Here is a 23312-nt window from a genome sequence, read left to right on the forward strand (position 1 = left end):
GCACGTCCGAAAGCAGTGCGAGATGCCCAACGCCCGACTGTCCCGCCCCACCCGCCGCGGCATCCTGGCCGCAGGCGGCGCCATCGGCCTCGGCGCCGCGCTCGCCGCGTGCGGCGACGACAGCGGCTCCAAAGACAGCGGCTCGGGCTCCACGACGAAGGCCAAGTCCGGCCCCTGGTCCTTCAAGGACGACCGCGGCACCACGGTGAAGCTGGACAAGGTCCCGGCGAACATCGTCGCCTTCACCGGCGTCGGCGCCGCCCTGTGGGACTACGGCGTCAAGGTCAAGGGCGTCTTCGGCCCGACGACCACCAAGGGCGGCAAGCCGGACGTCCAGGCCGGCGACATGGACGTCTCCAAGGTCACGGTCATCGGCAACGAGTGGGGCCAGTTCAACATCGAGAAGTACGCGGGCCTCGCCCCGGACGTGCTGATCTCCACGATGTTCGACAGCGCCGGCACCCTCTGGTACGTCCCGGAGGAGTCCGCCGCGAAGATCGCCAAGCTCGCCCCGAGCGTCGGCGTCTCCGTCTTCGACCGCCAGCTGACCCAGCCGCTGGAGCGCCTGTACGCGCTCGCCGAGTCGCTCGGCGCCGACCTCAAGGCCGACAAGGTCGTCGCGGCGAAGAAGCGCTTCGAGGAAGCCGCGGCCCGGCTGCGCAAGGCCGCCAAGGCCCACCCCGACATCAAGGTCATGGCCGGCTCCGCGAGCCAGGACATCTTCTACGTCTCCGGCACGAACCTCTCCATCGACCTGGAGTACTACAAGGCGCTCGGCGTGAACTTCGTCGAGCCCTCGGAGGCCGCGAAGAAGGAGTCCGGCGGCTGGTTCGAGAACCTGAGCTGGGAGAACGTCGACCAGCACAAGGCCGACATCATCATGATGGACGACCGCGCCCAGGCCATCCAGCCGGCCGACATCGACAAGCCGACCTGGAAGAAGCTGCCCGCGGTCAAGGCCGGCCAGGTCATCGCCCGCTCCCCCGAGCCGATCCTGTCCTACGACAAGTGCGCCCCCCTCCTGGAGAACCTGGCCAAGGCCATCGAGACGGCGAAGAAGGTGTCCTGATCCCATGACGACGACGGCCGAAGCCCCCGCTGTAGCCCCTTTCCGATTCTTCGATCTGCAAGTGGTCCGCACGCGGCGGCTCGGCCCGTCGCTGCTCCGGGTCACCTTCACAGGAGAGGACCTCCCGGACTTCCACGGCGGGGGCCGCGACCAGTCGCTCTCGCTGTTCCTGCCGCATCCCGGCCAGGACGCCCCCGTGCTGCCGCCGGTACTGCCCGGCGACGACGGCCGCGCCTGGCACGCGGCGTACCGGGCGATCCCGGACCACGAGCGCGCCATCATGCGCTCGTACACGCTCAGCGGCCAGCGCCGGGTGCCCGCGGAGGAGATCGACATCGACTTCGTGCTGCACAACGACGACCCGGCCGCCGCGGGCCCCGCCTGCCGCTGGGCGGAGGCCGCCCGGGCCGGTGACAGGGTCGTCGTGCTCGGCCCGGCGATCGCGGACAACACCGCGGTGCGCTGCCGCCCGCACGACACCTTCGACCACATCGTCATGTGGGGCGACGAGACGGCCCTGCCGGCCGCGCTGGGCGTCCTGTCGTGGCTGCCCGCGCATGTCTGCGCGCACGTCTGGCTGGAGGTCCCGCACCGCGACGACATCCAGCCGATCGTGTCCCTGGCCGATGTCACGGTGACCTGGCTGGTGCGCGACGAGGACTGCCCCGGCGCCGTCGACGCCGTGCGCGCCGCACAACTCCCCGACTGCGCAAGCCCGTACGCCTGGCTGGCGGGCGAGTCCGGGACCATGAAGGAGATGCGCCGGCACCTCGTGCGCGAACGCGGCTACGACAAGCGGTCCGTGACGTTCGTCGGGTACTGGAAGCGCGGTCTGAGCGAGGACGCACTGCGGGCGGAACCAGCCGCCGCATAACGCACCACGGTCACTTCCAGCCATTCCAGGCACAGAACGAGGGGTGGGGTCGCGAACTCAACTTAGGTTAGGCTAACCTAAGTAAAGGGTTCGCGACCCCGCCCTTTTTCCTGCCCCACCCGGGAACACCCTCATCCCCACCCGGAGGAACCGTTCATGCGCTCGCACCTGCTCAATGACACGACCGCGGAGCTGTACCGCAGTTCCGTGACCGAGGGAATCGAGCGGGTGGCGGCCAAACTCGCCACCACCACAAGGCCGTTCACGGGCGTCTCCCCGGACGCCCTCTCCCCCGTGATCGACGCCGTCGACCTGGACGAGCCGCTCCACGACACCATCGCCGTCCTCGACGAGCTGGAGGACGTCTACCTCCGCGACGCCGTCTACTTCCACCACCCCCGCTACCTGGCCCACCTCAACTGCCCGGTCGTCATCCCGGCCGTGCTCGGCGAGGCCGTCCTGTCCGCGGTCAACTCCTCGCTGGACACCTGGGACCAGTCCGCGGGCGGCACGCTGATCGAGCGCAAACTCATCGACTGGACCACCGGACGCATCGGGCTCGGCCCGGCCGCCGACGGCGTGTTCACCTCCGGCGGCTCGCAGTCCAACCTCCAGGCCCTGCTGCTCGCCCGCCAGGAGGCCAAGACGGACTCGCTCGCGAAACTGCGCATCTTCGCCTCCGAGGTCAGCCACTTCAGCGTCAAGAAGTCCGCGACGCTGCTCGGCCTCGACGCGGAGTCCGTGGTGACGATCCCCGTCGACAAGGACAAGCGCATGCAGACGCTGGCGCTGGCCGCGGAGCTGGAGCGCTGCCGCCGCGACGGCCTCGTCCCCATGGCCGTCGTCGCCACCGCCGGCACCACCGACTTCGGGTCCATCGACCCGCTGCCCGAGATCGCCGAGCTGTGCGCCCAGTACGGCACGTGGATGCACGTCGACGCCGCCTACGGCTGCGGGCTGCTCGTGTCGCGGAAGAACCGCGACCGGCTCACCGGCATCGAGCGCGCCGACTCGGTCACCGTCGACTACCACAAGTCCTTCTTCCAGCCGGTGAGTTCGAGCGCCGTGCTGGTCCGCGACGGGGCCACGCTGCGGCACGCCACCTACCACGCGGAGTACCTCAACCCGCGCCGTACGGTCGCCGAGCGCATCCCCAACCAGGTCGACAAGTCCCTGCAGACCACCCGCCGCTTCGACGCCCTCAAGCTGTGGATGACGCTGCGCGTCATGGGCGCCGACGGCATCGGCGGTCTCTTCGACGAGGTCTGCGACCTGGCGTACGAGGGCTGGAAGGTGCTCGCCGCCGACCCGCGCTTCGACGTGGTAGTCGAGCCGAGCCTGTCCACGCTCGTCTACCGCTACATCCCGGCCGACATCACCGATCCGGCCGAGATCGACCGCGCCAACCTCCATGCCCGCAAAGCCCTGTTCGCCTCCGGCGACGCGGTCGTCGCGGGCACCAAGGTCGGCGACCGCCAGTACCTGAAGTTCACCCTGCTCAACCCCGAGACGACCCTCGCCGATATCTCGGCCGTCCTCGACCTCATCGCCGGCCACGCCGAGCAGTACCTGGGAGACACCCTTGACCGCGCTTCCTGAGTCCCGTGACTCGTACGACTTCATCGGGATCGGGCTCGGCCCGTTCAATCTCGGCCTCGCCTGCCTGACCGAGCCGATAGCCGAGCTGAACGGCGTCTTCCTGGAGTCCAAGCCGGACTTCGAGTGGCACTCGGGGATGTTCCTCGACGGCGCCCACCTCCAGACCCCGTTCATGTCGGACCTGGTCACCCTCGCCGACCCGACCTCCCCGTACTCCTTCCTCAACTACCTGAAGGAATCGGGGCGGTTGTACGCCTTCTACATCCGCGAGAACTTCTATCCGCTGCGCGTCGAGTACAACGACTACTGCCGCTGGGCCGCCGCGAAGCTCTCCTCGATCCGGTTCTCCACGACCGTGACCGAGGTGACGTACGACGAGGCCGACGGCCTCTACACGGCCGTCACCGAGGGCGGCGCCACCTACCGCGCCCCGCACCTGGTCCTCGGCACCGGCACCCCGCCGCACCTCCCCGAGGCGGTCAAGGACCTGGGCGGCGACTTCATCCACAACTCCCGCTATCTGCAGCACAAGCAGGAGCTGCAGAAGAAGGACTCGATCACGCTGGTCGGCAGCGGCCAGTCCGCCGCCGAGATCTACTACGACCTGCTCAGCGAGATCGACGTCCACGGCTACCGGCTGAACTGGGTCACCCGCTCCCCGCGCTTCTTCCCGCTGGAGTACACCAAGCTCACGCTGGAGATGACGTCCCCGGACTACATCGACTACTTCCACGCGCTGCCCGAGGCTACCCGTTACTCGCTGGAGGAGCGGCAGAAGGGCCTGTTCAAGGGCATCGACGGCGAGCTGATCGACGCGATCTTCGACCTGCTGTACCAGAAGGGCCTGAACGGGCCCGTGCCGACACGGCTGCTCACCAACTCGGCGCTCACCGGCGCCGGTTACGAGAACGGCACGTACACCCTCGGCCTGCGCCAGGAGGAGCAGGACAAGGAGTTCGAGCTGCGCACCGAGGGCCTGATCCTGGCCACCGGCTACAAGTACGCCACGCCCGCCTTCCTGGAGCCGGTCAGGGACCGCATCCGCCTCGACGGCCGGGGCCGCTTCGACGTCGCCCGCAACTACGCGATCGACACGACCGGGCGCGGCATCTTCGTGCAGAACGCGAGCGTCCACACCCACTCGATCACCAGCCCGGATCTGGGTATGGGTGCGTACCGCAACAGTTACATCATCGGCGAGCTGCTCGGCACCGAGTACTACCCCGTCGAGAAGACCATCGCCTTCCAGGAGTTTTCCGTATGAGCACCACCACCCAGACCGTCGGCGAGCTGACCTTCCGGCCGGTCGACCCGCGGACCGACGCGGAGCTGCTGCACCGCTGGGTCACCGATCCCAAGGCCGCCTTCTGGCTGATGCAGGACGCCAAGCTGGAGGACGTCGAGCGCGAGTACATGTCCATCGCGGCGGCCGAGCACCACGACGCGTTCCTCGGCCTGCACGACGGCGAGCCCGCGTTCCTGATGGAGCGCTACGACCCGCGGTACGTCGAGCTCGTCGGCCTGTACGAACCCGAGCCCGGCGACATCGGCATGCACTTCCTGACCGCGCCGTCCGACCTGCGCATACCCGGCTTCACCCGCGCCGTGATCACCGCGGTGATGGAGTTCCTGTTCACCGACGCGGCCGTGCGGCGCGTCGTCGTCGAGCCCGACGTGCGCAACACGGCGGTGCACGCCCTGAACGAGGCCGTCGGCTTCGTGCCGGCCCGCGAGATCGCCAAGCCGGAGAAGAACGCGCTGCTGAGCTTCTGCACCCGCGCCCAGTTCGAAGCCGCGGCCGGCAAGGAGAAGGAGGACCCGGCATGACCCTCGCCGACACCGTCTCCCACCTCTCCCCCGAGCGCTGGGCCGAGGCGAACCGCCTGCTGATCCGCAAGGCGCTCGCCGAGTTCGGCCACGAGCGGCTGCTCACGCCCGAACCGCAGGAGAACGGCACGTTCGTCGTCCGCAGCGACGACGGCGCCACCCGGTACCGGTTCAGCGCCCGCCGACTGCGCCTGGACCACTGGCAGGTGGCCGCCGACTCGATCACCCGGCACCGCGACGGCAGCGAACTGCCGTTGCACGCGCTGGAGTTCTTCATCGAGATGAGGGACTCGCTGGGCCTGAGCGACGCGATCCTGCCGGTCTACCTGGAGGAGATCTCCTCCACCCTCTCCGGCACCTGCTTCAAGCTGACCAAGCCGGACGTCACGTCCCGCGAGCTGGCCGCGTCCGGCTCGTTCCAGGACATCGAGACCGGCATGACCGAGGGCCACCCGTGCTTCGTCGCGAACAACGGGCGGCTCGGCTTCGGCATCCACGAGTACCTCTCGTACGCCCCCGAGACGGCGAGCCCGGTCCGGCTGGTGTGGCTGGCGGCGACGCGCGAGCGCGCGGCGTTCACGGCGGGCGCCGGTCTCGAGTACGAGTCGTTCCTCCGTGCCGAGCTGGGCGAGGAGACGCTCGCCCGTTTCGACGGCGTCCTGCGCGACAAGGGCCTCGACCCGGCCGACTACCTCCTCATCCCGGCCCACCCGTGGCAGTGGTGGAACAAGCTGTCCGTCACGTTCGCCGCCGAGGTCGCCCAGCAGCACCTGGTGTGCCTGGGCGAGGGCGACGACGAGTACCTGGCGCAGCAGTCGATCCGTACGTTCTTCAACTCGACGTCCCCGTCGAAGCACTACGTGAAGACGGCGCTGTCGGTCATCAACATGGGCTTCATGCGCGGCCTCTCGGCGGCGTACATGGAGGCGACGCCGGCGATCAACGACTGGCTCGCCGGGCTCATCGAGAACGACGAGGTCCTCAAGGGCACGGGCCTGACGATCATCCGCGAGCGCGCGGCCGTCGGCTACCGGCACCTGGAGTACGAGGCCGCCACCGACCGCTACTCGCCGTACCGCAAGATGCTGGCGGCGCTGTGGCGCGAGTCGCCGGTGGAGTCGCTCGGCGAGGGCGAGCGGCTGGCCACGATGGCGTCGCTGCTGCACGTGGACCGCGCGGGGCGCTCGTTCGCCGGCGCGCTGATCGAACGCTCGGGCCTCACCCCGCGCGAGTGGCTGAAGCCGTACCTGACGGCGTACCTCACGCCGCTGCTGCACAGCTTCTACGCCTACGACCTGGTGTTCATGCCGCACGGCGAGAACGTCATCCTGGTCCTGGACGAGCGCGGCGTGGTGCAGCGGGCGATCTTCAAGGACATCGCCGAGGAGATCGCGGTGATGGACCCGGACGCCGTGCTGCCGCCCGCGGTGGAGCGGATCAAGGCCGAGGTCCCGGACGACATGAAGCTGCTGTCGATCTTCACGGATGTCTTCGACTGCTTCTTCCGCTTCCTGGCGGCGAACCTGGTCGAGGACGGCATCGTGGACGAGGACACGTTCTGGGCCGCGGTCGCGGACTGCGTCCGTGACTACCAGCAGTCGGCACCTCAACTGGCGGACAAGTTCGCCCAGTTCGACATGTTCGCCCCGACGTTCGCGCTGTCCGCCCTGAACCGGCTCCAGCTGCGCAACAACCAGCAGATGGTGGACCTGGCCGATCCGTCGGGCGCGCTGCAGCTCGTCGGCGACCTGGAGAACCCGATCGCGTAAGGGTTCCACGCAGGCCGAAAGGGGCTCGGGAGACGGTCCTCCCGAGCCCCTTTCACGTGCCGACTAGCTTGCGGGCCAGGGCACTTGCGGCGACTTGTAGTAGCCGATGCCGAGCGCGTCCCAGCGCGGCGCCTGCGCGGCGAGCCGCACCTTGTACGCGTCCCAGTCGTGCGTGGCCGCGGGCGACCAGCCGAGCTCGGCGACACCGGGAAGGCGCGGGAACGCCATGTGGTCGAGCTGCGCGGAGGTCGACAGGGTCTCCGACCACAGCGGCGCCTCGACGCCCTTGACGGCCGAACTCGGCGCCCCGGGAAGGTAGTTCGCCGGGTCCCAGTCGTAGGACCGCTGCACCTCCACGTAGCCCGCCCAGGACAGGCCGAGAGGCTCGTCCTTGGTGTACTTCATGTCGAGGTAGGTGCGGTCGGCGGGCGAGATGATCAGGCCCGTGCCGTTCTTGGCGGCCTCGGCGACCTGGGCCTTCTCGACGGCGCTGGTGCCGTCGAGACCCCAGTACTGCGCGAGCGCGCCCTTGGCGGGCGTGGCACCGGTCAGCTGGTGCCAGCCCACCACCGTCTTGCCGTACTCGGCGACGATCGGCTGCACCTTGTCCATGAAGGTGACGTAGTCCTCGTGGCTGGTGGAGTGCGCCTCGTCCCCGCCGATGTGCAGGTACTTGCCGGGGGTGAGGGCGGCGAGCTCGCGCACCACGTCGTCCACGAAGTCGTACGTGATGTCCTTGCCGGCGCACAGCGAGCTGAAGCCGACGCTGGTGCCGGTGTAGAGCGGGGGTGCCACGCCGTCGCAGTTCAGATCGGCGTACGAGGCGAGGGCCGCGTTCGTGTGCCCCGGCATGTCGATCTCGGGCACGACCTCCAGATAGCGCGAGGCCGCGTACCGGACGATGTCCTTGTACTGGGCCTTGGTGTAGTATCCGCCCGCACCGCCGCCGACCTGGGTGGATCCGCCGTACGTGGCGAGCTTGGGCCAGGAGTCGATCGCGATGCGCCAGCCCTGGTCGTCGCTCAGGTGCAGATGCAGCTTGTTGACCTTGTAGAGCGCCAACTCGTCGATGTAGCGCTTGACCTGGCCGACCGTGAAGAAGTGCCGGGACACGTCGAGCATGGCGCCGCGCCAGCCGTAGCGCGGGCTGTCCTCGATGGTGCCGCCCGCGACGAGCCACGGCCCGCTCTGCCGGCTGTCGGCCTCCACCTGGGCGGGCAGCTGCTGGCGCAGCGTCTGCACGCCGTGGAACAGCCCGGCGGGCTCGCGCGCGACGATGGTCACGGACCGGTTCGTGCTCGTCAGCCGGTACCCCTCGGCGCCGAGTCCGCTGTCTTTCCGGCTCAGTTCGAGCCGGATGCCGTCACCGGCACGGGCGTCGGTGACGGGCAGCGCGTATCCGGTGGAGGGGCGCAGCACGTCGGCGAGGTAGTCGCCGACGCGGCGCGCGTCGCGCGAGTCGTCGACCCGGATCCGGGTCTTCCCGGTGATCTCGTACGCGGATCCGCCGGCGGCCGCCTTCGCGGGCGCGGGCACGATCTGCCCGAGGGGCGTGGCGGCCTCCGGTGCGGCGGAGGCGGGGGCGACGCCGAGGGCGCCGGCTCCGGTGGCGACGAGGAGCAGGGAGCCGAGCAGGGCCAGGGCCGGCCTGCGGTGTGCTGGGCGATGCGGTGTGCGGCGCGGTCTGCGGTGCGTCCTCACGAACGATCCCTTCGACGGTGGTCGTTGGCGGAGTTCGTTGTGCGAGCTGAGCAACCGATCGGTCACCATGCGTACCGCCCGCCTCTCGGCCGGTCAAGGTGTAGACCACTTCCCGGGGGCCTGATGCCAGAATTGCCCCATGGCGGAAATCATCCAGCGCGACGGCACATGGACGTTCGACGGGGAGACGCTGCGGCTGGTCCCGGGGCGTGACAAGGGTGTGAGCCTGCTCCGCAGGACGCTGGGTGAACTGACCCTGCCGCTGGAGGCGTTGGCCGGCGTCTCCTTCGAGCAGGGCAAGAAGTCGGGACGGCTTCGGCTGCGGCTGCGCGACGGCGCGGACCCGCTGCTCCAGGCGACCGGCGGCAAGCTGACGGAGGGCACGGACCCGTACCAGCTGGCCGTGGAGTCGGACCGGTACGGGGTCGCCGAGTACTTCGTGGACGAGGTGCGCAACGCGCTGCTGCTGGAGCAGGTCCCGTCGTCGGCCTGCACGGCGTACGTGCTGCCGGGCCCGGCCCTGCCGGTGTCCGTCTCCGCCGGGGACGGCACGGCGAGCTTCGACGGGGAGCACGTCCGGCTGGAGTGGAACTGGAAGACGGAGGACGCGAAGGCCGCGGCCGGGACCCGGCTGCTCGCCCTCGCCGAGATCGCGGCGGTGGAGTGGCAGCCGGCCGTGGGCCTGGAGAACGGCTGTCTCCGCTTCGTCGTCCGCTCGTCCCCGACGAAGGCCCCGCCGAAGTACGACCCGAACTCGGTCGAGCTGTGGGGCTTCAAGAAGGATCCGCTGATGGCGCTGGTCGCGGCAGCCGTCCAGGCCCGGCTGCCGCACCCCGCCGCCCAGGCCGCCCAGGCCGCCCAGCCCGGACAGGGCGTCCCGCCGGCTCCCAAGGAGCTGCCCCCGCGGCCGGCGGCCGCGCCTGCCCCGGCGGAGGACGACCACGACGCGCTGCTGCGCCGGCTGCGCGAACTGGGCGAGCTCCATCGGGCCGGAATCCTGACGGACGAAGAGTTCGCTGCGGCAAAGCAGGCGGTGCTCAAGCGCCTCTGACGGAAGCGCTTGAACGGCTGTGACGCAGGTGGCCGGAAAGAGCTACCTCTTGACCTGCCGGGCGACCACGAACCGGTCGATCTCCTCACCCGTCTCGGCGAGACCGCGGACCGTCAGCCTGGCCGTGCGGCCGACCGGTGCCGGCTCCACGTCCACCCGCAGGAACGAGTAGTTGGTGTACCGCACCCGCGACCAGTCCACCGTCACGGCCTTCTTGCTGCCGTCGGGCTGGGTCACGTACGACGGGAACGGGTCGACGTCCTTCTCGTGGCCCTCGTACGTGTCGGCCACCGGGAACGCGTACAGGCTCTTGCCCGCCGCGCCCGCCGTGACGTAGACGACGCCGTCCGTCTCCGGGTACGCGGTGCCGCCGATGGGCAGTTCCTTGGTGACCTTCTCGCCCTTGAGCACGTCGGAGCGCTCGTAGACGTGGTTGTGGCCGTTGATCACCAGGTCCACGGTGTACTTCTCGAACAGCGGCACCCACTCCTTGCGCACGCCCCCCTCCGAGGCGTGCGCGGTCGCGGTGCAGTACGCGCAGTGGTGGAAGAAGACGACGACGAAGTCGACACCGGAGCCGTGCGCCCGGAACTTCTTCAGCTGCGCCTCGAACCACTTGGTCTGGGTGCCGCCGGACAGGCCGAGGTTGGCCGGGATCTCCCAGGACACGTCGTTGGCGTCGAGCGAGATGATCGCCGTGTTGCCGTGCACGAACGAGTAGACACTCGGCAGGTTCTTCGGGTCCGGGCCGTTGCGCGGCGGCGCGAAGCGGGCCTCCTGGCTGCCGTAGCCGTGCGGCGCGTACCAGGCCTCCATGTCGTGGTTGCCGTAACTGACCATCCACGGCACGGACTTGGCGACGGTCTCGGTCTGCGCGAGGAACTGGTCCCAGGTCCGCGCGTCGAACGTGTCCGTGGTCTGCCCGGAGCCGGACGGGTCCGCGTACGCGATGTCACCGGCGTGCAGGTGGAAGGAGGGGCCCTGGGCGAGGATCAGGCTGTCGTTGGCGAGCGCGTGGTAGCTGACGCCCTGGTCGCCGAAGGCGGTGAAGGTGAAGCGCTCCGAGCGGGCGGGCGCCGTGGTGAAGGTGCCGATGGTGCCGGCGAAGCGCGGGGCCGCCGGGTCGAAGCCCTGGTGGCCGACGCCGTAGTAGTACGTCTTGCCGGGCTTGAGGTGGGTCAGCTCGGCGTGCACGTAGTACTGGGTGTGGTCGGCGCTCGTGCCGACGCCCGCCGGGGTGTACAGGGCGCGGACCTCGGCCGGTATCTTCCGCGACAGGTCACCGGCGTGCGCGCCGATGCGGATGAACGGGTTCTTCACGGCGACCGGCACCTGCCAGGACACGGTCATCTCGGTGCGCGGGTCGGCCCCGTAGGAGAGGTGCCGGCCGAAGGGCGCGACGAGCGCGCCGTCGACGTGCTCCGTGGCGGGCGCGGTGGCGGCGGAGGAGGCGGCCGGGGCCGCGGCGCTCGCGGCGCCCGGTACGAAGACGCCGCCCGCGATGGCGCCCAGGGTGACGGCGCCGCCGCGGATCGCGGTGCGGCGGGAGAACGTGCTGCGGAGGTACTCGTGCTGCTCGGCCAGGGAGCGGTCGGCGAGCTCGTCGGGCACGCCCATGCGTGGAATGTCCATGGCGTGAAAGTTGCTGGCGGCACCTATCCCGGCCGGATACGCCGGATGAACGCGGCCCGAACAAGCGGCATGGCCCGTTCCAAACCTTGACCACATCCACCCCAAGAGCCCCGAAAGCCACCCACCCCCGGCCACCCCTGCCCGATATCGGGCAGATTTCTTGCGAAAGACCCGGCGGTCCCCCAGGATCGACCGGGTGCACGAGGAACTTGTCGATCATCTGACGCGCAGCACGCCCCTCAGCAGGGGTGAGGCGCTGCGGGTGATCCAGGACGTGCTCGCCTACTTCGACGAGTCGACGGAGGAATACGTCCGTCGCCGCCACCGCGAGCTCCAGGGTCAGGGCCTGGTGAACGCGGCGATCTTCGAACAGATCACGGCGGATCTGCGGTACCGGGCGGTGGCGCCGCCGGAGCTCACGCTCAGACAGCTGCGCCGCATGGTCTACGGCTGACCGGCCACCCGGCCCGGATCGATCCACAACCAGAGGGGACCCTTCTCACCCATGTGCGGAATTGTCGGCTACATCGGCAAGCGTGACGTCGCGCCGCTCCTCCTCGAGGGGCTGCAGCGCCTGGAGTACCGCGGCTACGACTCCGCGGGCGTCGTGATCACCAGCCCGAAGGCCACCGGCCTGAAGATGGTCAAGGCCAAGGGCCGCGTCCGGGACCTGGAGGCCAAGGTCCCGGCCCGCTTCAAGGGCACCACCGGCATCGCCCACACCCGCTGGGCCACGCACGGCGCCCCCTCCGACGAGAACGCCCACCCGCACATGTCGGGCGACAACAAGGTCGCCGTCGTCCACAACGGCATCATCGACAACGCCTCCGAGCTGCGCGCGAAGCTGGTCGCCGAGGGCGTCGAGTTCCTCTCCGAGACGGACACCGAGGTCCTCACCCACCTCATCGCCCGCTCGCAGCAGACGGAGCTGGAGGACAAGGTCCGCGAGGTGCTGCGCCTGATCGAGGGCACGTACGGCATCGCGGTCCTGCACGCCGACTTCCCCGACCGCATCGTGGTCGCCCGCAACGGCTCGCCGGTCGTCCTCGGCATCGGCGACAAGGAGATGTTCGTCGCCTCGGACATCGCCGCGCTGGTCTCCCACACCCGCCAGATCGTCACCCTCGACGACGGCGAGATGGCGACGCTGAAGGCCGACGACTTCCGTACCTACACGACGGAGGGCACCCGCACCACGGCGTCCCCGACGACCGTCGAGTGGGAGGCCGCCTCGTACGACATGGGCGGCCACGACACGTACATGCACAAGGAGATCTCCGAGCAGGCCGACGCCGTGGACCGCGTGCTGCGCGGCCGCATCGACGACCGCTTCTCCACCGTGCACCTGGGCGGCCTGAACCTGGACGCCCGCGAGGCCCGCTCCGTGCGCCGCGTGAAGATCCTCGGCTGCGGCACCTCGTACCACGCGGGTCTGATCGGCGCCCAGATGATCGAGGAGCTGGCCCGCATCCCCGCGGACGCCGAGCCGGCCTCCGAGTTCCGCTACCGCAACCCGGTCGTCGACCCCGACACCCTCTACATCGCGGTGTCCCAGTCCGGCGAGACGTACGACGTGCTGGCCGCGGTCCAGGAGCTCAAGCGCAAGGGCGCCCGGGTCTTCGGCGTCGTGAACGTCGTCGGCTCCGCGATCGCCCGCGAGTCCGACGCAGGTGTGTACGTCCACGCGGGCCCCGAGGTCTGCGTGGTCTCCACCAAGTGCTTCACGAACACCACGGTCGCCTTCGCGCTGCTCGCCCTGCACCTGGGCCGCATCCGCGACCTGTCCGTCGCCGACGGCAAGCGGATCATCGAGGGCCTGCGCAAGCTCCCGGCCCAGATCACGGAGATCCTCGCCCAGGAGGCGGAGATCAAGAAGATCGCCGAGGAGTACGCGGACGCCCGCTCGATGATGTTCATCGGCCGCGTCCGGGGCTACCCGGTGGCCCGCGAGGCGTCCCTGAAGCTCAAGGAGGTCTCGTACATCCACGCCGAGGCCTACCCGGCGTCCGAGCTGAAGCACGGCCCCCTCGCCCTGATCGAGCCCGCGCTCCCCACGGTCGCGATCGTCCCGGACGACGACCTGCTGGAGAAGAACCGCGCCGCGATGGAGGAGATCAAGGCCCGCTCCGGCCGCATCCTCGCGGTCGCCCACCAGGAGCAGGAGAAGGCGGACCGCACGATCGTCGTCCCGAAGAACGAGGACGAGCTCGACCCCATCCTGATGGGCATCCCCCTCCAACTCCTCGCCTACCACACGGCGTTGGCCCTCGGCCGCGACATCGACAAGCCGCGCAACCTGGCGAAGTCGGTCACGGTGGAGTAGCGGGACCGCACCCCACACACAGGCGAACGGGTCCCACACGCGCCACCAAAGCGCATGGGACCCGTTCCGGTGGGCCGGGGTCGCCCATTACCCCGGCCCGAGGGGGCTGTCAGCCGGTGGCCGTCACCCCCCGGCCGGCAGCACGTCGAGGCAGTGCGGTCGGGAGCTTGGCCATCGAGGCCGTGGCTCCGTACCAGGCCAGCAGGCCGCCCGCCGCGGCGAACCAGCCACCCACCTTGGCCGGCCCCGCGGTGTCACCGAACGCGGCGACCGCGAGCAGTACGAACGCGACGGTCATCGCCCCGTACGTGCCCCGCGTGAACGGGCCGGCCGCGGTGGCGCCGAGCGTCAGGCTGAGCGCGAGCAGGGCGAACAGGAGCAGGAACAGCCCCGCGGCGTTCGCCGGGACGGCGTCGCCGGAGCCGACGCCCCAGGTGAACCAGAAGGCTCCGAGCCCGGCGAAGGCCGTGCCCGTGAAGCCGTCGTCGCGCAGTGCGAGCAGACCGGCGACGAAGAGGGCGATGCCGCCCACGTACGTGGCGATCGAGACGGCGTCGGCCGCCGTCACACCGTCGATCACCCGGGTGTGGCCGAGGCCGAAGGCCAACAGGGTAAGTCCGAGGGCGAGTTGGCCGAGAGTCGAGACGGACGGGGTGGGTGCCGTGCTTCCCGCGGAGACGTCGTTGTCCACAGCGGGCTCCCTTCGTGCAAATGCGGGTGCTGTGCTGTTGTCCAGCGACCGGTATGTACCCTTCACAAGGGCACAAAGCACCTCTACGCACGAGTAGTTTCAGCCACCCGGCAGAAATTCACCGAACAGCCAACGCCGCTTCCCCGTAAACAAGTTGAAGAACCGTCAGCCACATTCCACCTGGGACAGGGCCTGGTTACGGAATGACAACGACAGGGCGCTGCGCCCGCCGGGCGAGCCGGCCCGCGACCGAGCCGAAGATCCGCCCGACGAGCCCATGGGTCGAGCCCACGACGATGGCGTCGGCGGAGTACTCGCGGCCGACCTCCTCCAGCTCGTGGCAGATGTCGCCGCCGCGCTCGACGAGGATCCAGGGCACCTCGGACAGATAGTCCGCACAGGCCAGTTCCAGACCGAGCACCTCGGTGCGGTGATCCGGCACATCGACGAAGACGGGGGGCTCGCAGCCGGCCCACACCGTGGTCGGCAGCCGGTTGGCCACATGCACGATGATCAGCCCGGAGCCCGAGCGGTGGGCCATGCCGATCGCGTAGGCCAGCGCCCGCTCGCTCGACGTCGAGCCGTCGAAACCGACGACTACACCGTGTCGGAAAGCGGGGTCACAGGCGTGACGTGTCTCTTCCGCCGCCTGGGGGGTCGTCGTGGGATCGGCGACCTGCCGCTTGCGGTCCGCGGGTTCGGGAATCTCGTGACCGGCCATGAGTGTCTCGGCGTGTACCTCGTGGGCCTCTGTGATGAGGGGACGACAACAGATTCGGCGGAGCTGTGTCCGGGAATCATCTTCCCAACCCCATACCCCCAAGGGTACGGCGACACTCCTCCTCTGCCCAGACTCCGGCCCGCTGTCAGGCCTGCTCGCACGTCCGCTCCGCAGCGTTCAGGGGAGCATGCACGAGGCCCCGCCCGTATGGCAATGGTTGCTGCCCCGTACAGGCGGTTTGCGCACTCTTGTGGCCCCTGTGCGGGGTGGATCAAGTGACCGGGACGATGGCCGCGCGTTGAACTCCCGAACCGAGACACAGGGAGCACTCCGTGCCCGGACCGACCACCGCGCACCGGGAAACCGCCGACCGCCGGCGCATCCCGGCACCTGCCCGTACGCCCGGGTCGCACACCCGGGCGACCCCTCACGCCCAGGACGCGCCACCTCCGGGGACGGACGGGGCGGGCGACGTGGTCCGGTGGGCGGTGTTCAGCTGCTTCCTGGTGCCGCTCGTCCTCGTCGGGTACGGCATTTCGGCCGCGGGCGCCGCGGGGGCCGCTCTGGGGCTCGCCGCGGTCACCGCCGCCTGCCGGGTCCTCCTGCGTCAGTCAGAACGTGGCGCCGCACAGTTGCACAGTGAACAGTGTTGCGGTCATCGTGGGCGTCACGGGCGGACCGGTCCCGGGGTGCGTGGGCGCGGTCGCCGAACGGGTCGCCGTACGTCGGTCGACTGATCGGAATCTGGGCACTACTCCGTAGATTTTCAGCCAACTTCGGCTAGGGGTGGATTGCTTGCCCGACCCCTCCTCCAACCCCCGTTCCACCAGGGCTGAAAGGGCCGCAGAAGGCGCTTGCACCCTACGGGGACCGGCCACCGAGTTGAGACGCACTTCCCAGCAACGCCCGTGAGTGCAACGCTTCGTGATCGAATGCTTCACGCCAAGTTGCCATGTCGACAATGTGCCAGGTCCTTAACTGGTCACGACGGCACCACGGGACACAGTAGATTCGATCATGACTGTCTGATCTGTAGGCGGCGGGGGACTTCGTGCAGGACCGAGGGGAAACGTGCAGGAGCGAACAGCCCGTCAAAATATTGAGGGAGCCGCGATCACCGAGGGGGGCTTAGCAGGATGAGCCACGACTCCACCACCGCGCCGGAGGCGGCGGCTCGCAAGCTGTCGGGGCGCCGGCGACGAGAGATCGTCGCGGTGCTGCTGTTCAGCGGCGGACCCATTTTCGAGAGTTCCATTCCGCTTTCCGTGTTCGGAATCGATCGACAGGACGCGGGCGTTCCCCGGTACCGGTTGCTCGTGTGCGCCGGCGAAGAGGGACCTCTGCGAACGACTGGGGGACTTGAACTCACCGCGCCACACGGGCTCGAGGCGATCTCGCGGGCGGGCACGGTCGTCGTGCCGGCCTGGCGCTCGATCACCTCGCCGCCGCCGGAGGAGGCGCTGGACGCGATCCGTCGCGCCCACGAGGAGGGCGCGCGCATAGTAGGCCTGTGCACGGGCGCGTTCGTGCTCGCCGCGGCCGGCCTGCTCGACGGCCGGCCGGCCACCACGCACTGGATGTACGCACCGACGCTCGCCAAGCGCTACCCGTCGGTCCATGTGGACCCGCGTGAGCTCTTCGTCGACGACGGGGACGTGCTGACGAGTGCCGGTACCGCGGCCGGTATCGACCTCTGTCTGCACATAGTGCGCACGGACCACGGCAACGAGGCGGCCGGAGCGCTCGCCCGCCGCCTGGTGGTCCCGCCGCGCCGCAGCGGCGGTCAGGAGCGCTATCTCGACAGGTCTTTACCTGAGGAGATCGGCGCGGATCCGCTGGCCGAGGTCGTCGCCTGGGCCCTGGAGCACCTCCACGAGCAGTTCGACGTGGAGACGCTGGCGGCCCGCGCCTACATGAGCCGCCGTACGTTCGACCGGCGCTTCCGCTCGCTCACGGGAAGCGCTCCCCTGCAGTGGCTGATCACCCAGCGGGTGCTGCAGGCCCAGCGGCTCCTGGAGACCTCCGACTACTCCGTCGACGAGGTCGCCGGGCGCTGCGGCTTCCGGTCGCCGGTGGCACTGCGCGGGCACTTCCGGCGCCAGCTGGGCTCGTCCCCGGCGGCGTACCGGGCGGCGTACCGCGCGCGCAGGCCGCAGCAGGGCGACCCCGTCACGGGCGCCGGGAAACCGGAGAAGCCCGTGGAGATCGCCTCGGTGCCGGGCCCCGAGACCCCGGGCCCCGGTCCGGTGCCCGCCCAGTCGCGGCGCACCGCCGCGGCGAACGCGTTCGGAGCGCCGGCGGCCTCGCTGCCGACGGGTCCGGCGGGCCACGCGGAGGGCGGCAAACCGTCGTCCGACGCGTTCGCCCCGGGCCGGGCGAGCCTGCCCGGTCCGCGTACGGCGCCGTAACAACCGGAACAGGAGCTGACGCCCGTCGTCTGCCAGCGGGAAGGTCCGGGCCTTAGGGTTGGTCGCATGAACGATCGCATGGTGTGGATCGACTGCGAGATGACCGGACTCTCGCTGGCGAACGACGCGCTCATCGAGGTGGCCGCACTGGTCACCGATTCGGAGCTGAACGTACTCGGCGACGGTGTGGACATCGTGATCCGCCCGCCGGACGAGGCCCTGGAGCAGATGCCCGAGGTGGTGCGGAACATGCACACCGCCTCGGGTCTCCTCGACGAGCTGGCGGGCGGTACGACGCTCGCCGACGCCGAGGAGCAGGTTCTCTCCTATGTACGTGAGCACGTCAAGGATGCGGGCAAGGCCCCGCTGTGCGGGAACTCGGTCGGTACCGACCGCGGATTCCTGCTGCGCGACATGCCGACGCTGGAGGACTACCTCCACTACCGGATCGTCGATGTGTCCTCGGTCAAGGAACTGGCCCGGCGCTGGTACCCGAGGGCGTACTTCAACAGTCCGGAGAAGAACGGCAACCACCGGGCACTCGCCGACATCCGCGAGTCCATCGCCGAGCTGCGCTACTACCGTGAGGCGATCTTCGTCCCGCAGCCCGGGCCCGACTCCGACACCGCGAAGTCGATCGCGGCGAAGCACGTCCTGCCTGCGGAATAACCCGTCGTAGGCCCTCTCGTACGGGGTCCGTAAAAGGGGTGCGCGAGCACCCCTTCGGACCCTGTACACTTTTTCTCGGCCGGTCGGAAGAACGACAAAAGACCGGACATGGTGGGTGTAGCTCAGTTGGTAGAGCACCTGGTTGTGGTCCAGGTGGCCGCGGGTTCAAGTCCCGTCACTCACCCTGAAGGGTCGAAGGCCCCGGTTCGGAAGAACCGGGGCCTTCGGCGTTCCCGCCGCCGCCCTCAGGAGGAGGCGCGGACGACCAGCTCCGTCGGCAGCACCACATGGCGCTCGGCGCCCCGGCGGGCCGAGGAGCGCTTGCCCTCGGCGGCGAGGGCGATCTCGTCCAGCAGCAGGGCCGTCATCGCCCGGCCCATGTCGCGGGTGGGCTGGCGCACGCTGGTCAGGCCCGGCTCCATGTGGCGGGCGATCACCGAGTCGTCGAAGCCGACCAGGGCGACGTCGTCCGGGATCCTTCGGCCGGCCTCGCGCAGCACCTGGCGGGCGCCGGAGGCCATCAGGTCGGAGCAGGCGAAGACCGCGTCGAGGCCGGGGCTGCGCTCCAGGAGCTCGGCCATGCAGCGGCGGCCGCCCTCCTCCGTGAAGTCTCCGTAGGCCACGAGTTTCTCGTCGTAGGCGATCCCGTCGGCGGCCAGCTGGCTCTCGTACCCGGCAAGACGCCGCTGGGCGCCGTACACGTCGAGCGGACCCGCGATGATCGCCACGGAGCGGCGGCCGCGCGAGGTCAGGTGCTCCACGGCGGAGCGCGCGCCCGCGTAGTTGTCGGTGTCGACCGAGGGCAGCGGCTCGTCGGCGGAGCGGGGGCCGCTGATCACCGTCGGAATGTCCATCTGCAGGAGACGGTCCGCGAGGGGGTCGTCGGCGTGCACGGAGACGAGCAGGACGCCGTCCACGCGGTGGGCGGCGAGATACGCGGCCAGCCGGTCCTGCTCGCGCTCGCCGCGGGCGAAGGTCAGCAGCAGCTGGAGGTTGGACTCGGCGAGGGCGACGCCGACGCCGCCGACCATGCCGGAGAAGTACGGCTCCGAGAAGAACCGGGACTCGGCTTCCGGAACCACCACGGCTATCGAGTCCGTGCGGTTGGCCGCGAGGGCGCGGGCCGCCGTGTTCGGGACGTAGCCGAGCTCGGCGACCGCCTCCTCGACCGCGGCCCGGGTGCGGTCGCTGACCCGCGGCGATCCGTTGATCACGCGAGAGACCGTGCCCCGGCCGACGCCCGCCCGGGCCGCGACCTCCTCCAGGGTCGGACGCCTGTTGTGAGTGCCGCGAGCCGCCATAGCTCCTACCTCCCCAAGTCTCACGCGGAATCTAACAGCCCGATAAACGCTGCGACTTGCCGCTGCCGAGTCTCTTGACACCCCCGGGCCGAACGACGACCCTTCAACACATCACACATGGGAGCGCTCCCACCCTAGTGGACGCATACAGAAGCCGCACGTTCCCCGACCGAGCCGCAAGTGAACGCACGGGTCCAGCAAGGCAGTTGGCCGGGACATGCATGTGAGAGCAATTGAGCACTTGGAGGACGCAATGCGCACGACTGCCCGTATGTCCCGACGCGCGATGACCTTCGCGGTCGCCGCCGCCCTGGCCACAGGGCTGCTTGCCGGATGCGCGAGCGACGACGGTTCCGGATCCGACGAAGGGTCGAGCGGGGGTTCCGGCGGCAAGGGCGGGACGACGCTGACCATCGGCACCTTCGGCACCTTCGGGTACAAGCAGGCCGGGCTGTACGAGGAGTACATGAAGCTGCACCCGGACATCACGGTCAAGGAGAACGTCACCACGCGGACCGATGTCTACTGGCCCAAGACGCTCACCCGTCTGCAGGCCGGGTCCGGTACGGACGACGTCCAGGCCATCGAGGTCGGCAACATCACCGAGGCGGTGCAGACCCAGGCCGCCAAGTTCGTCGACATCGGCAAGGAGGTCGACAAGTCGCAGTGGCTGGACTGGAAGAACGCCCAGGCCACCACCAAGGACGGCAAGCAGATCGCGCTCGGCACCGATGTCGGCCCGATGGCCATCTGCTACCGCAAGGACCTCTTCGAGAAGGCCGGTCTGGAGACCGACCGCACCAAGCTCGCCGCGTCCTGGCAGGGCGACTGGAGCAAGTACGTCGACCTGGGCAAGCAGTACATGAAGAAGGCGCCGAGCGGCACCAAGTTCGTGGACTCGGCGTCCTCGGTCTACAACGCGGCGCTCGGCGGGGAGAAGGAGCGCTACTACGACAAGGACGGCAACGTCATCTGGGACAAGTCCTCGGGTGTGAAGAGCTCCTGGGACGCCGCGATGACGGTGGCGACCAGTGACATGTCGGCCAAGCTGAAGCAGTTCGACAAGCCGTGGGACCAGGGCTTCGCCAACGGCACCTTCGCCACGGTGGCCTGCCCCGCGTGGATGCTCGGCTACATCCAGACCAAGGCCGGCAAGGCCGGCGAGGGCAAGTGGGACGTGGCGGCGGCGCCGACCGCGGCGAACTGGGGCGGCTCGTTCATCGGTGTGCCGACCGCGAGCAAGCACCAGAAGGAGGCCATCGCCTTCGCCAAGTGGCTGACGGCCCCCGAGCAGCAGGCGAAGGTCTTCGGTGAGCAGGCCAGCTTCCCGTCCACCCCGTCGGCGTACGCGAGCCTGAAGCCCGAGGCCAAGACCACCGCGTACTTCTCCGACGCTCCGCTGACGCAGATCTTCTCCGACTCGGCGAAGACGATCCCGGTCCAGGTCTTCGGTGTGAAGGACCAGCCGATCGGCACCGCGATCACCGACACCGGCATCCTCCAGGTCGAGCAGAAGGGCAAGTCGCCCGCGCAGGGCTGGGACGCGGCCACCAAGGAAGTCAAGGACGTGCTCGGCCAGTGACCAGCTCCGAACAGGCGTATCGGCAGTCCTCGTCGAGCGCCGACGCCGCGTCCGACTCCCTCGAGGAGTCGGGCGCGGCCCGGAGCGCTCAAGGTCGTGGTACCCCTCCGGGCTCCTCCTCCTGGCGCAGCCGGTTGTACCGCTGGGACATGAAGGCGTCGCCGTACGCGTTCATCTCTCCGTTCTTCATCATCTTCGGCGCCTTCTCGCTGGTGCCGCTGCTCTACACCGCCTGGTACTCGCTGCACAACGTGCAGCTGTCGGCGCTGGACAACCAGACCTGGGCGGGCCTGGACAACTACAAGAACCTCTTCGAGTCGGACTTCTTCTGGAACGCCCTGGGGAACACGTTCTCCATCGGTGTCCTGTCGACGGTGCCGCAGCTGATCGTGGCGATCTGGCTCGCGCACATGCTCAACTACCGGCTGCGCGGCTCGACCGTGTGGCGCGTCGTCATGCTCACCCCGTACGCGACCTCGGTGGCGGCGGCGACGCTCGTGTTCGTCCTGCTGTTCTCGCCGGACACCGGAATGATCAACTGGGTGCTCGACCTGGTCGGCATCGACCCGGTCAACTGGCGTGAGTCCGACTGGGGTTCGCAGTTCGCGGTCTCCTCCATCGTGATCTGGCGGTGGACCGGGTACAACGCGCTGATCTATCTCGCCGCGATGCAGGCGATCCCGGCCGACCTGTACGAGTCGGCGGCCCTGGACGGCGCGAACCGCTGGCAGCAGTTCCGGCACGTGACCGTTCCGATGCTGCGCCCGACGATCCTGTTCACCGTGGTCGTCTCCACCATCGGCGCGACCCAACTCTTCGGCGAGCCCCTGCTGTTCGGCGGGGTGAGCGGCACCAAGGGCGGGTCCGAGCACCAGTACCAGACGCTCGGCCTGTACATGTACGACCAGGGCTGGATCGTCGGCAACCTCGGCAAGGCGTCCGCCATCGCCTGGTCGATGTTCCTGATCCTGCTGGTCATCGCCGCGATCAACCTGCTGATCACCCGACGGCTGAGGAAGACCCAATGACCACCATCAGTGATGTGACGCCCGGCCAGGTGGCGGACGAGGTCGCCGCCGGACCGCCCGTCCGCAGGCGGGTGCTCGGCGCGGGCAAGCAGCTGCACGCGGGACCGGTCACCTATGTCGTCCTCGCCCTGTTCGCCGTGGTCTCGCTCGCCCCGCTGCTGTGGACGGCGATCGCGGCCTCGCGCACCAACACCCGGCTCGCGCAGACGCCGCCGCCGTTCTGGTTCGGCGGCAATCTGTTCAAGAATCTGGAGACCGCCTGGAACCAGGCCGGCATGGGCACCGCGATGTGGAACACGATCATCGTGGCCGCCTCCATCACCGTGGGCACCGTGCTCTTCTCCACGCTGGCCGGGTTCGCCTTCGCCAAGCTGCGGTTCCGGTTCTCCACGACGCTGCTGCTGATGACCATCGGCACGATGATGATTCCGCCGCAACTGGCCGTCGTGCCGCTGTACTTGTGGATGTCCGACCTGGGCTGGGCCAACCAGCTGCAGACCGTCATCCTGCCGACCCTGGTCAGCGCCTTCGGTACGTTCTTCATGCGGCAGTACCTCGTGGGCGCGCTGCCCACCGAGCTGATCGAGGCCGCCCGCGTCGACGGCGCGAGCAGCCTGCGGGTGGTCTGGCACGTCGTGTTCCCCGCCGCGCGTCCGGCGATGGCGGTCCTCGGGCTGCTGACCTTCGTCATGGCCTGGAACGACTTCCTGTGGCCGATCATCGCGCTCAACGGTGAGAACCCGACGGTCCAGGTCGCCCTCAACCAGCTGGGCACCGGGTACATCCCCGACGACTCGGTCATCATGGCCGGCGCCCTGCTCGGCACGTTGCCGCTGCTCATCGCGTTCCTGCTGTTCGGCAAGCAGATCGTGGGCGGCATCATGCAGGGCGCGGTCAAGGGGTAACCGGTCGTCGTCGCCTTCGGCGGGGCCGGTACGGAATCCCGCCGGGGGTGTGTCGGTCTCGTCGCCGGGTGCGGACCGGTGGGGCTTCTCGCGCAGTTCCCCGCGCCCCTGAGGCATGCGGCTTCGCCGCGCCTCATGAGATGGCGCACACAGTGCGCATCT

20 protein-coding genes and 1 tRNA gene are annotated in these 23312 nt (G+C 69.4%); 16 read left to right on the forward strand and 5 right to left on the reverse strand.

The genetic code is table 11. From position 1 onward, the window contains the following. Positions 1-22: 22 nt before the first annotated feature. The 6 genes from ACVHNB_RS35160 (at position 23) to ACVHNB_RS35185 (ending at position 7138) form a co-directional block, all read left to right on the forward strand. Positions 23-1069 carry an ABC transporter substrate-binding protein gene (locus ACVHNB_RS35160; protein ID WP_428954528.1) on the forward strand — a complete coding sequence of 349 codons (1047 nt, stop codon included), beginning with the start codon at positions 23-25 and terminating at the stop codon, positions 1067-1069. A gap of 4 nt (positions 1070-1073) precedes the next feature. Then, positions 1074-1943 (forward strand): siderophore-interacting protein, encoded by an 870-nt coding sequence (locus tag ACVHNB_RS35165; protein ID WP_428954527.1) that lies wholly within the window; start codon positions 1074-1076, stop codon positions 1941-1943. A 156-nt stretch (positions 1944-2099) separates the two neighbouring features. After that, on the forward strand, positions 2100-3542 hold the full coding sequence (gene desA / locus ACVHNB_RS35170) for a lysine decarboxylase DesA (RefSeq protein WP_428954526.1): 1443 nt from the start codon (positions 2100-2102) through the stop codon (positions 3540-3542). Then, on the forward strand, positions 3526-4806 hold the full coding sequence (locus ACVHNB_RS35175) for a lysine N(6)-hydroxylase/L-ornithine N(5)-oxygenase family protein (RefSeq protein WP_428954525.1): 1281 nt from the start codon (positions 3526-3528) through the stop codon (positions 4804-4806). The genes desA and ACVHNB_RS35175 overlap by 17 nt, the downstream gene beginning before the upstream one ends. After that, complete coding sequence (locus ACVHNB_RS35180) at positions 4803-5369, forward strand: GNAT family N-acetyltransferase (protein ID WP_456226734.1); 567 nt, start codon at positions 4803-4805, stop codon at positions 5367-5369. The genes ACVHNB_RS35175 and ACVHNB_RS35180 overlap by 4 nt, the downstream gene beginning before the upstream one ends. Continuing rightward, entirely contained in the window at positions 5366-7138 is a 1773-nt protein-coding gene (locus ACVHNB_RS35185; protein WP_456226735.1) for an IucA/IucC family protein, read from the forward strand. Before ACVHNB_RS35180 ends, ACVHNB_RS35185 begins: the two co-directional genes overlap by 4 nt. Before the next feature lie 63 nt (positions 7139-7201). Here the strand turns inward: ACVHNB_RS35185 and ACVHNB_RS35190 are convergent, their stop codons facing one another. After that, a complete protein-coding gene (locus ACVHNB_RS35190; protein WP_456228987.1) occupies positions 7202-8773 on the reverse strand; it encodes a beta-N-acetylhexosaminidase in 1572 nt (523 codons plus the stop codon). Positions 8774-8978: 205 nt separating this feature from the next. Here ACVHNB_RS35190 and ACVHNB_RS35195 point away from each other — a divergent pair, with 205 nt between their 5' ends. Next, the gene (locus ACVHNB_RS35195; RefSeq protein ID WP_428954522.1) at positions 8979-9890 is read left to right on the forward strand and encodes a DUF4429 domain-containing protein; all 912 of its coding nucleotides are present in this window, start codon (positions 8979-8981) and stop codon (positions 9888-9890) included. A 42-nt stretch (positions 9891-9932) separates the two neighbouring features. Here ACVHNB_RS35195 and ACVHNB_RS35200 read toward each other — a convergent pair whose 3' ends face one another. Next, positions 9933-11522 (reverse strand): purple acid phosphatase family protein, encoded by a 1590-nt coding sequence (locus ACVHNB_RS35200; protein WP_428954521.1) that lies wholly within the window; start codon positions 11520-11522, stop codon positions 9933-9935. Positions 11523-11718: 196 nt separating this feature from the next. Here ACVHNB_RS35200 and ACVHNB_RS35205 point away from each other — a divergent pair, with 196 nt between their 5' ends. Together ACVHNB_RS35205 and glmS are read left to right on the forward strand one after the other, a co-directional pair. Further along, positions 11719-11976: a hypothetical protein gene (locus tag ACVHNB_RS35205; protein WP_428954520.1), complete on the forward strand. Its 258-nt coding sequence runs from the start codon at positions 11719-11721 to the stop codon at positions 11974-11976. A 51-nt stretch (positions 11977-12027) separates the two neighbouring features. Further along, entirely contained in the window at positions 12028-13845 is a 1818-nt protein-coding gene (gene glmS / locus ACVHNB_RS35210) for a glutamine--fructose-6-phosphate transaminase (isomerizing) (RefSeq protein WP_428954519.1), read from the forward strand. Between the two features lie 109 nt (positions 13846-13954). Here the strand turns inward: glmS and ACVHNB_RS35215 are convergent, their stop codons facing one another. Then, the gene (locus tag ACVHNB_RS35215) at positions 13955-14536 is read right to left on the reverse strand and encodes a GPR1/FUN34/YaaH family transporter (RefSeq protein ID WP_456226736.1); all 582 of its coding nucleotides are present in this window, start codon (positions 14534-14536) and stop codon (positions 13955-13957) included. A 196-nt stretch (positions 14537-14732) separates the two neighbouring features. Further along, positions 14733-15257: a universal stress protein gene (locus tag ACVHNB_RS35220; RefSeq protein ID WP_428954517.1), complete on the reverse strand. Its 525-nt coding sequence runs from the start codon at positions 15255-15257 to the stop codon at positions 14733-14735. 473 nt (positions 15258-15730) lie between these two features. Here ACVHNB_RS35220 and ACVHNB_RS35225 point away from each other — a divergent pair, with 473 nt between their 5' ends. The 4 genes from ACVHNB_RS35225 to ACVHNB_RS35240 all read left to right on the forward strand — a co-directional run bounded on the left by ACVHNB_RS35225 (position 15731) and on the right by ACVHNB_RS35240 (position 18518). After that, on the forward strand, positions 15731-15994 hold the full coding sequence (locus ACVHNB_RS35225) for a hypothetical protein (RefSeq protein ID WP_428957659.1): 264 nt from the start codon (positions 15731-15733) through the stop codon (positions 15992-15994). Between the two features lie 399 nt (positions 15995-16393). After that, positions 16394-17665, forward strand: coding sequence for a helix-turn-helix domain-containing protein (locus tag ACVHNB_RS35230; RefSeq protein WP_428954516.1), 1272 nt, complete (start codon positions 16394-16396; stop codon positions 17663-17665). A 66-nt stretch (positions 17666-17731) separates the two neighbouring features. Next, positions 17732-18334 carry an oligoribonuclease gene (gene orn, locus ACVHNB_RS35235; protein WP_428954515.1) on the forward strand — a complete coding sequence of 201 codons (603 nt, stop codon included), beginning with the start codon at positions 17732-17734 and terminating at the stop codon, positions 18332-18334. Between the two features lie 111 nt (positions 18335-18445). Further along, positions 18446-18518, forward strand: a tRNA-His gene (locus ACVHNB_RS35240). A 61-nt stretch (positions 18519-18579) separates the two neighbouring features. On the opposite strand, the gene ACVHNB_RS35245 is transcribed toward ACVHNB_RS35240, so the two are convergent. After that, complete coding sequence (locus ACVHNB_RS35245; protein ID WP_428954514.1) at positions 18580-19635, reverse strand: LacI family DNA-binding transcriptional regulator; 1056 nt, start codon at positions 19633-19635, stop codon at positions 18580-18582. Between the two features lie 253 nt (positions 19636-19888). Between ACVHNB_RS35245 and ACVHNB_RS35250 the strand changes: the two genes are divergently transcribed. The 3 genes from ACVHNB_RS35250 to ACVHNB_RS35260 are packed head-to-tail and all read left to right on the forward strand — an operon-like array spanning position 19889 to position 23150. Next, complete coding sequence (locus ACVHNB_RS35250) at positions 19889-21217, forward strand: ABC transporter substrate-binding protein (RefSeq protein WP_428954513.1); 1329 nt, start codon at positions 19889-19891, stop codon at positions 21215-21217. Further along, positions 21214-22245, forward strand: a complete 1032-nt coding sequence (locus tag ACVHNB_RS35255) for a carbohydrate ABC transporter permease (protein WP_428954512.1) — start codon at positions 21214-21216, stop codon at positions 22243-22245. Before ACVHNB_RS35250 ends, ACVHNB_RS35255 begins: the two co-directional genes overlap by 4 nt. Further along, on the forward strand, positions 22242-23150 hold the full coding sequence (locus ACVHNB_RS35260; RefSeq protein WP_428954511.1) for a carbohydrate ABC transporter permease: 909 nt from the start codon (positions 22242-22244) through the stop codon (positions 23148-23150). Before ACVHNB_RS35255 ends, ACVHNB_RS35260 begins: the two co-directional genes overlap by 4 nt. The last annotated feature ends 162 nt before the right edge of the window (positions 23151-23312 follow it).

This window comes from Streptomyces sp. YJ-C3 (assembly GCF_053891275.1).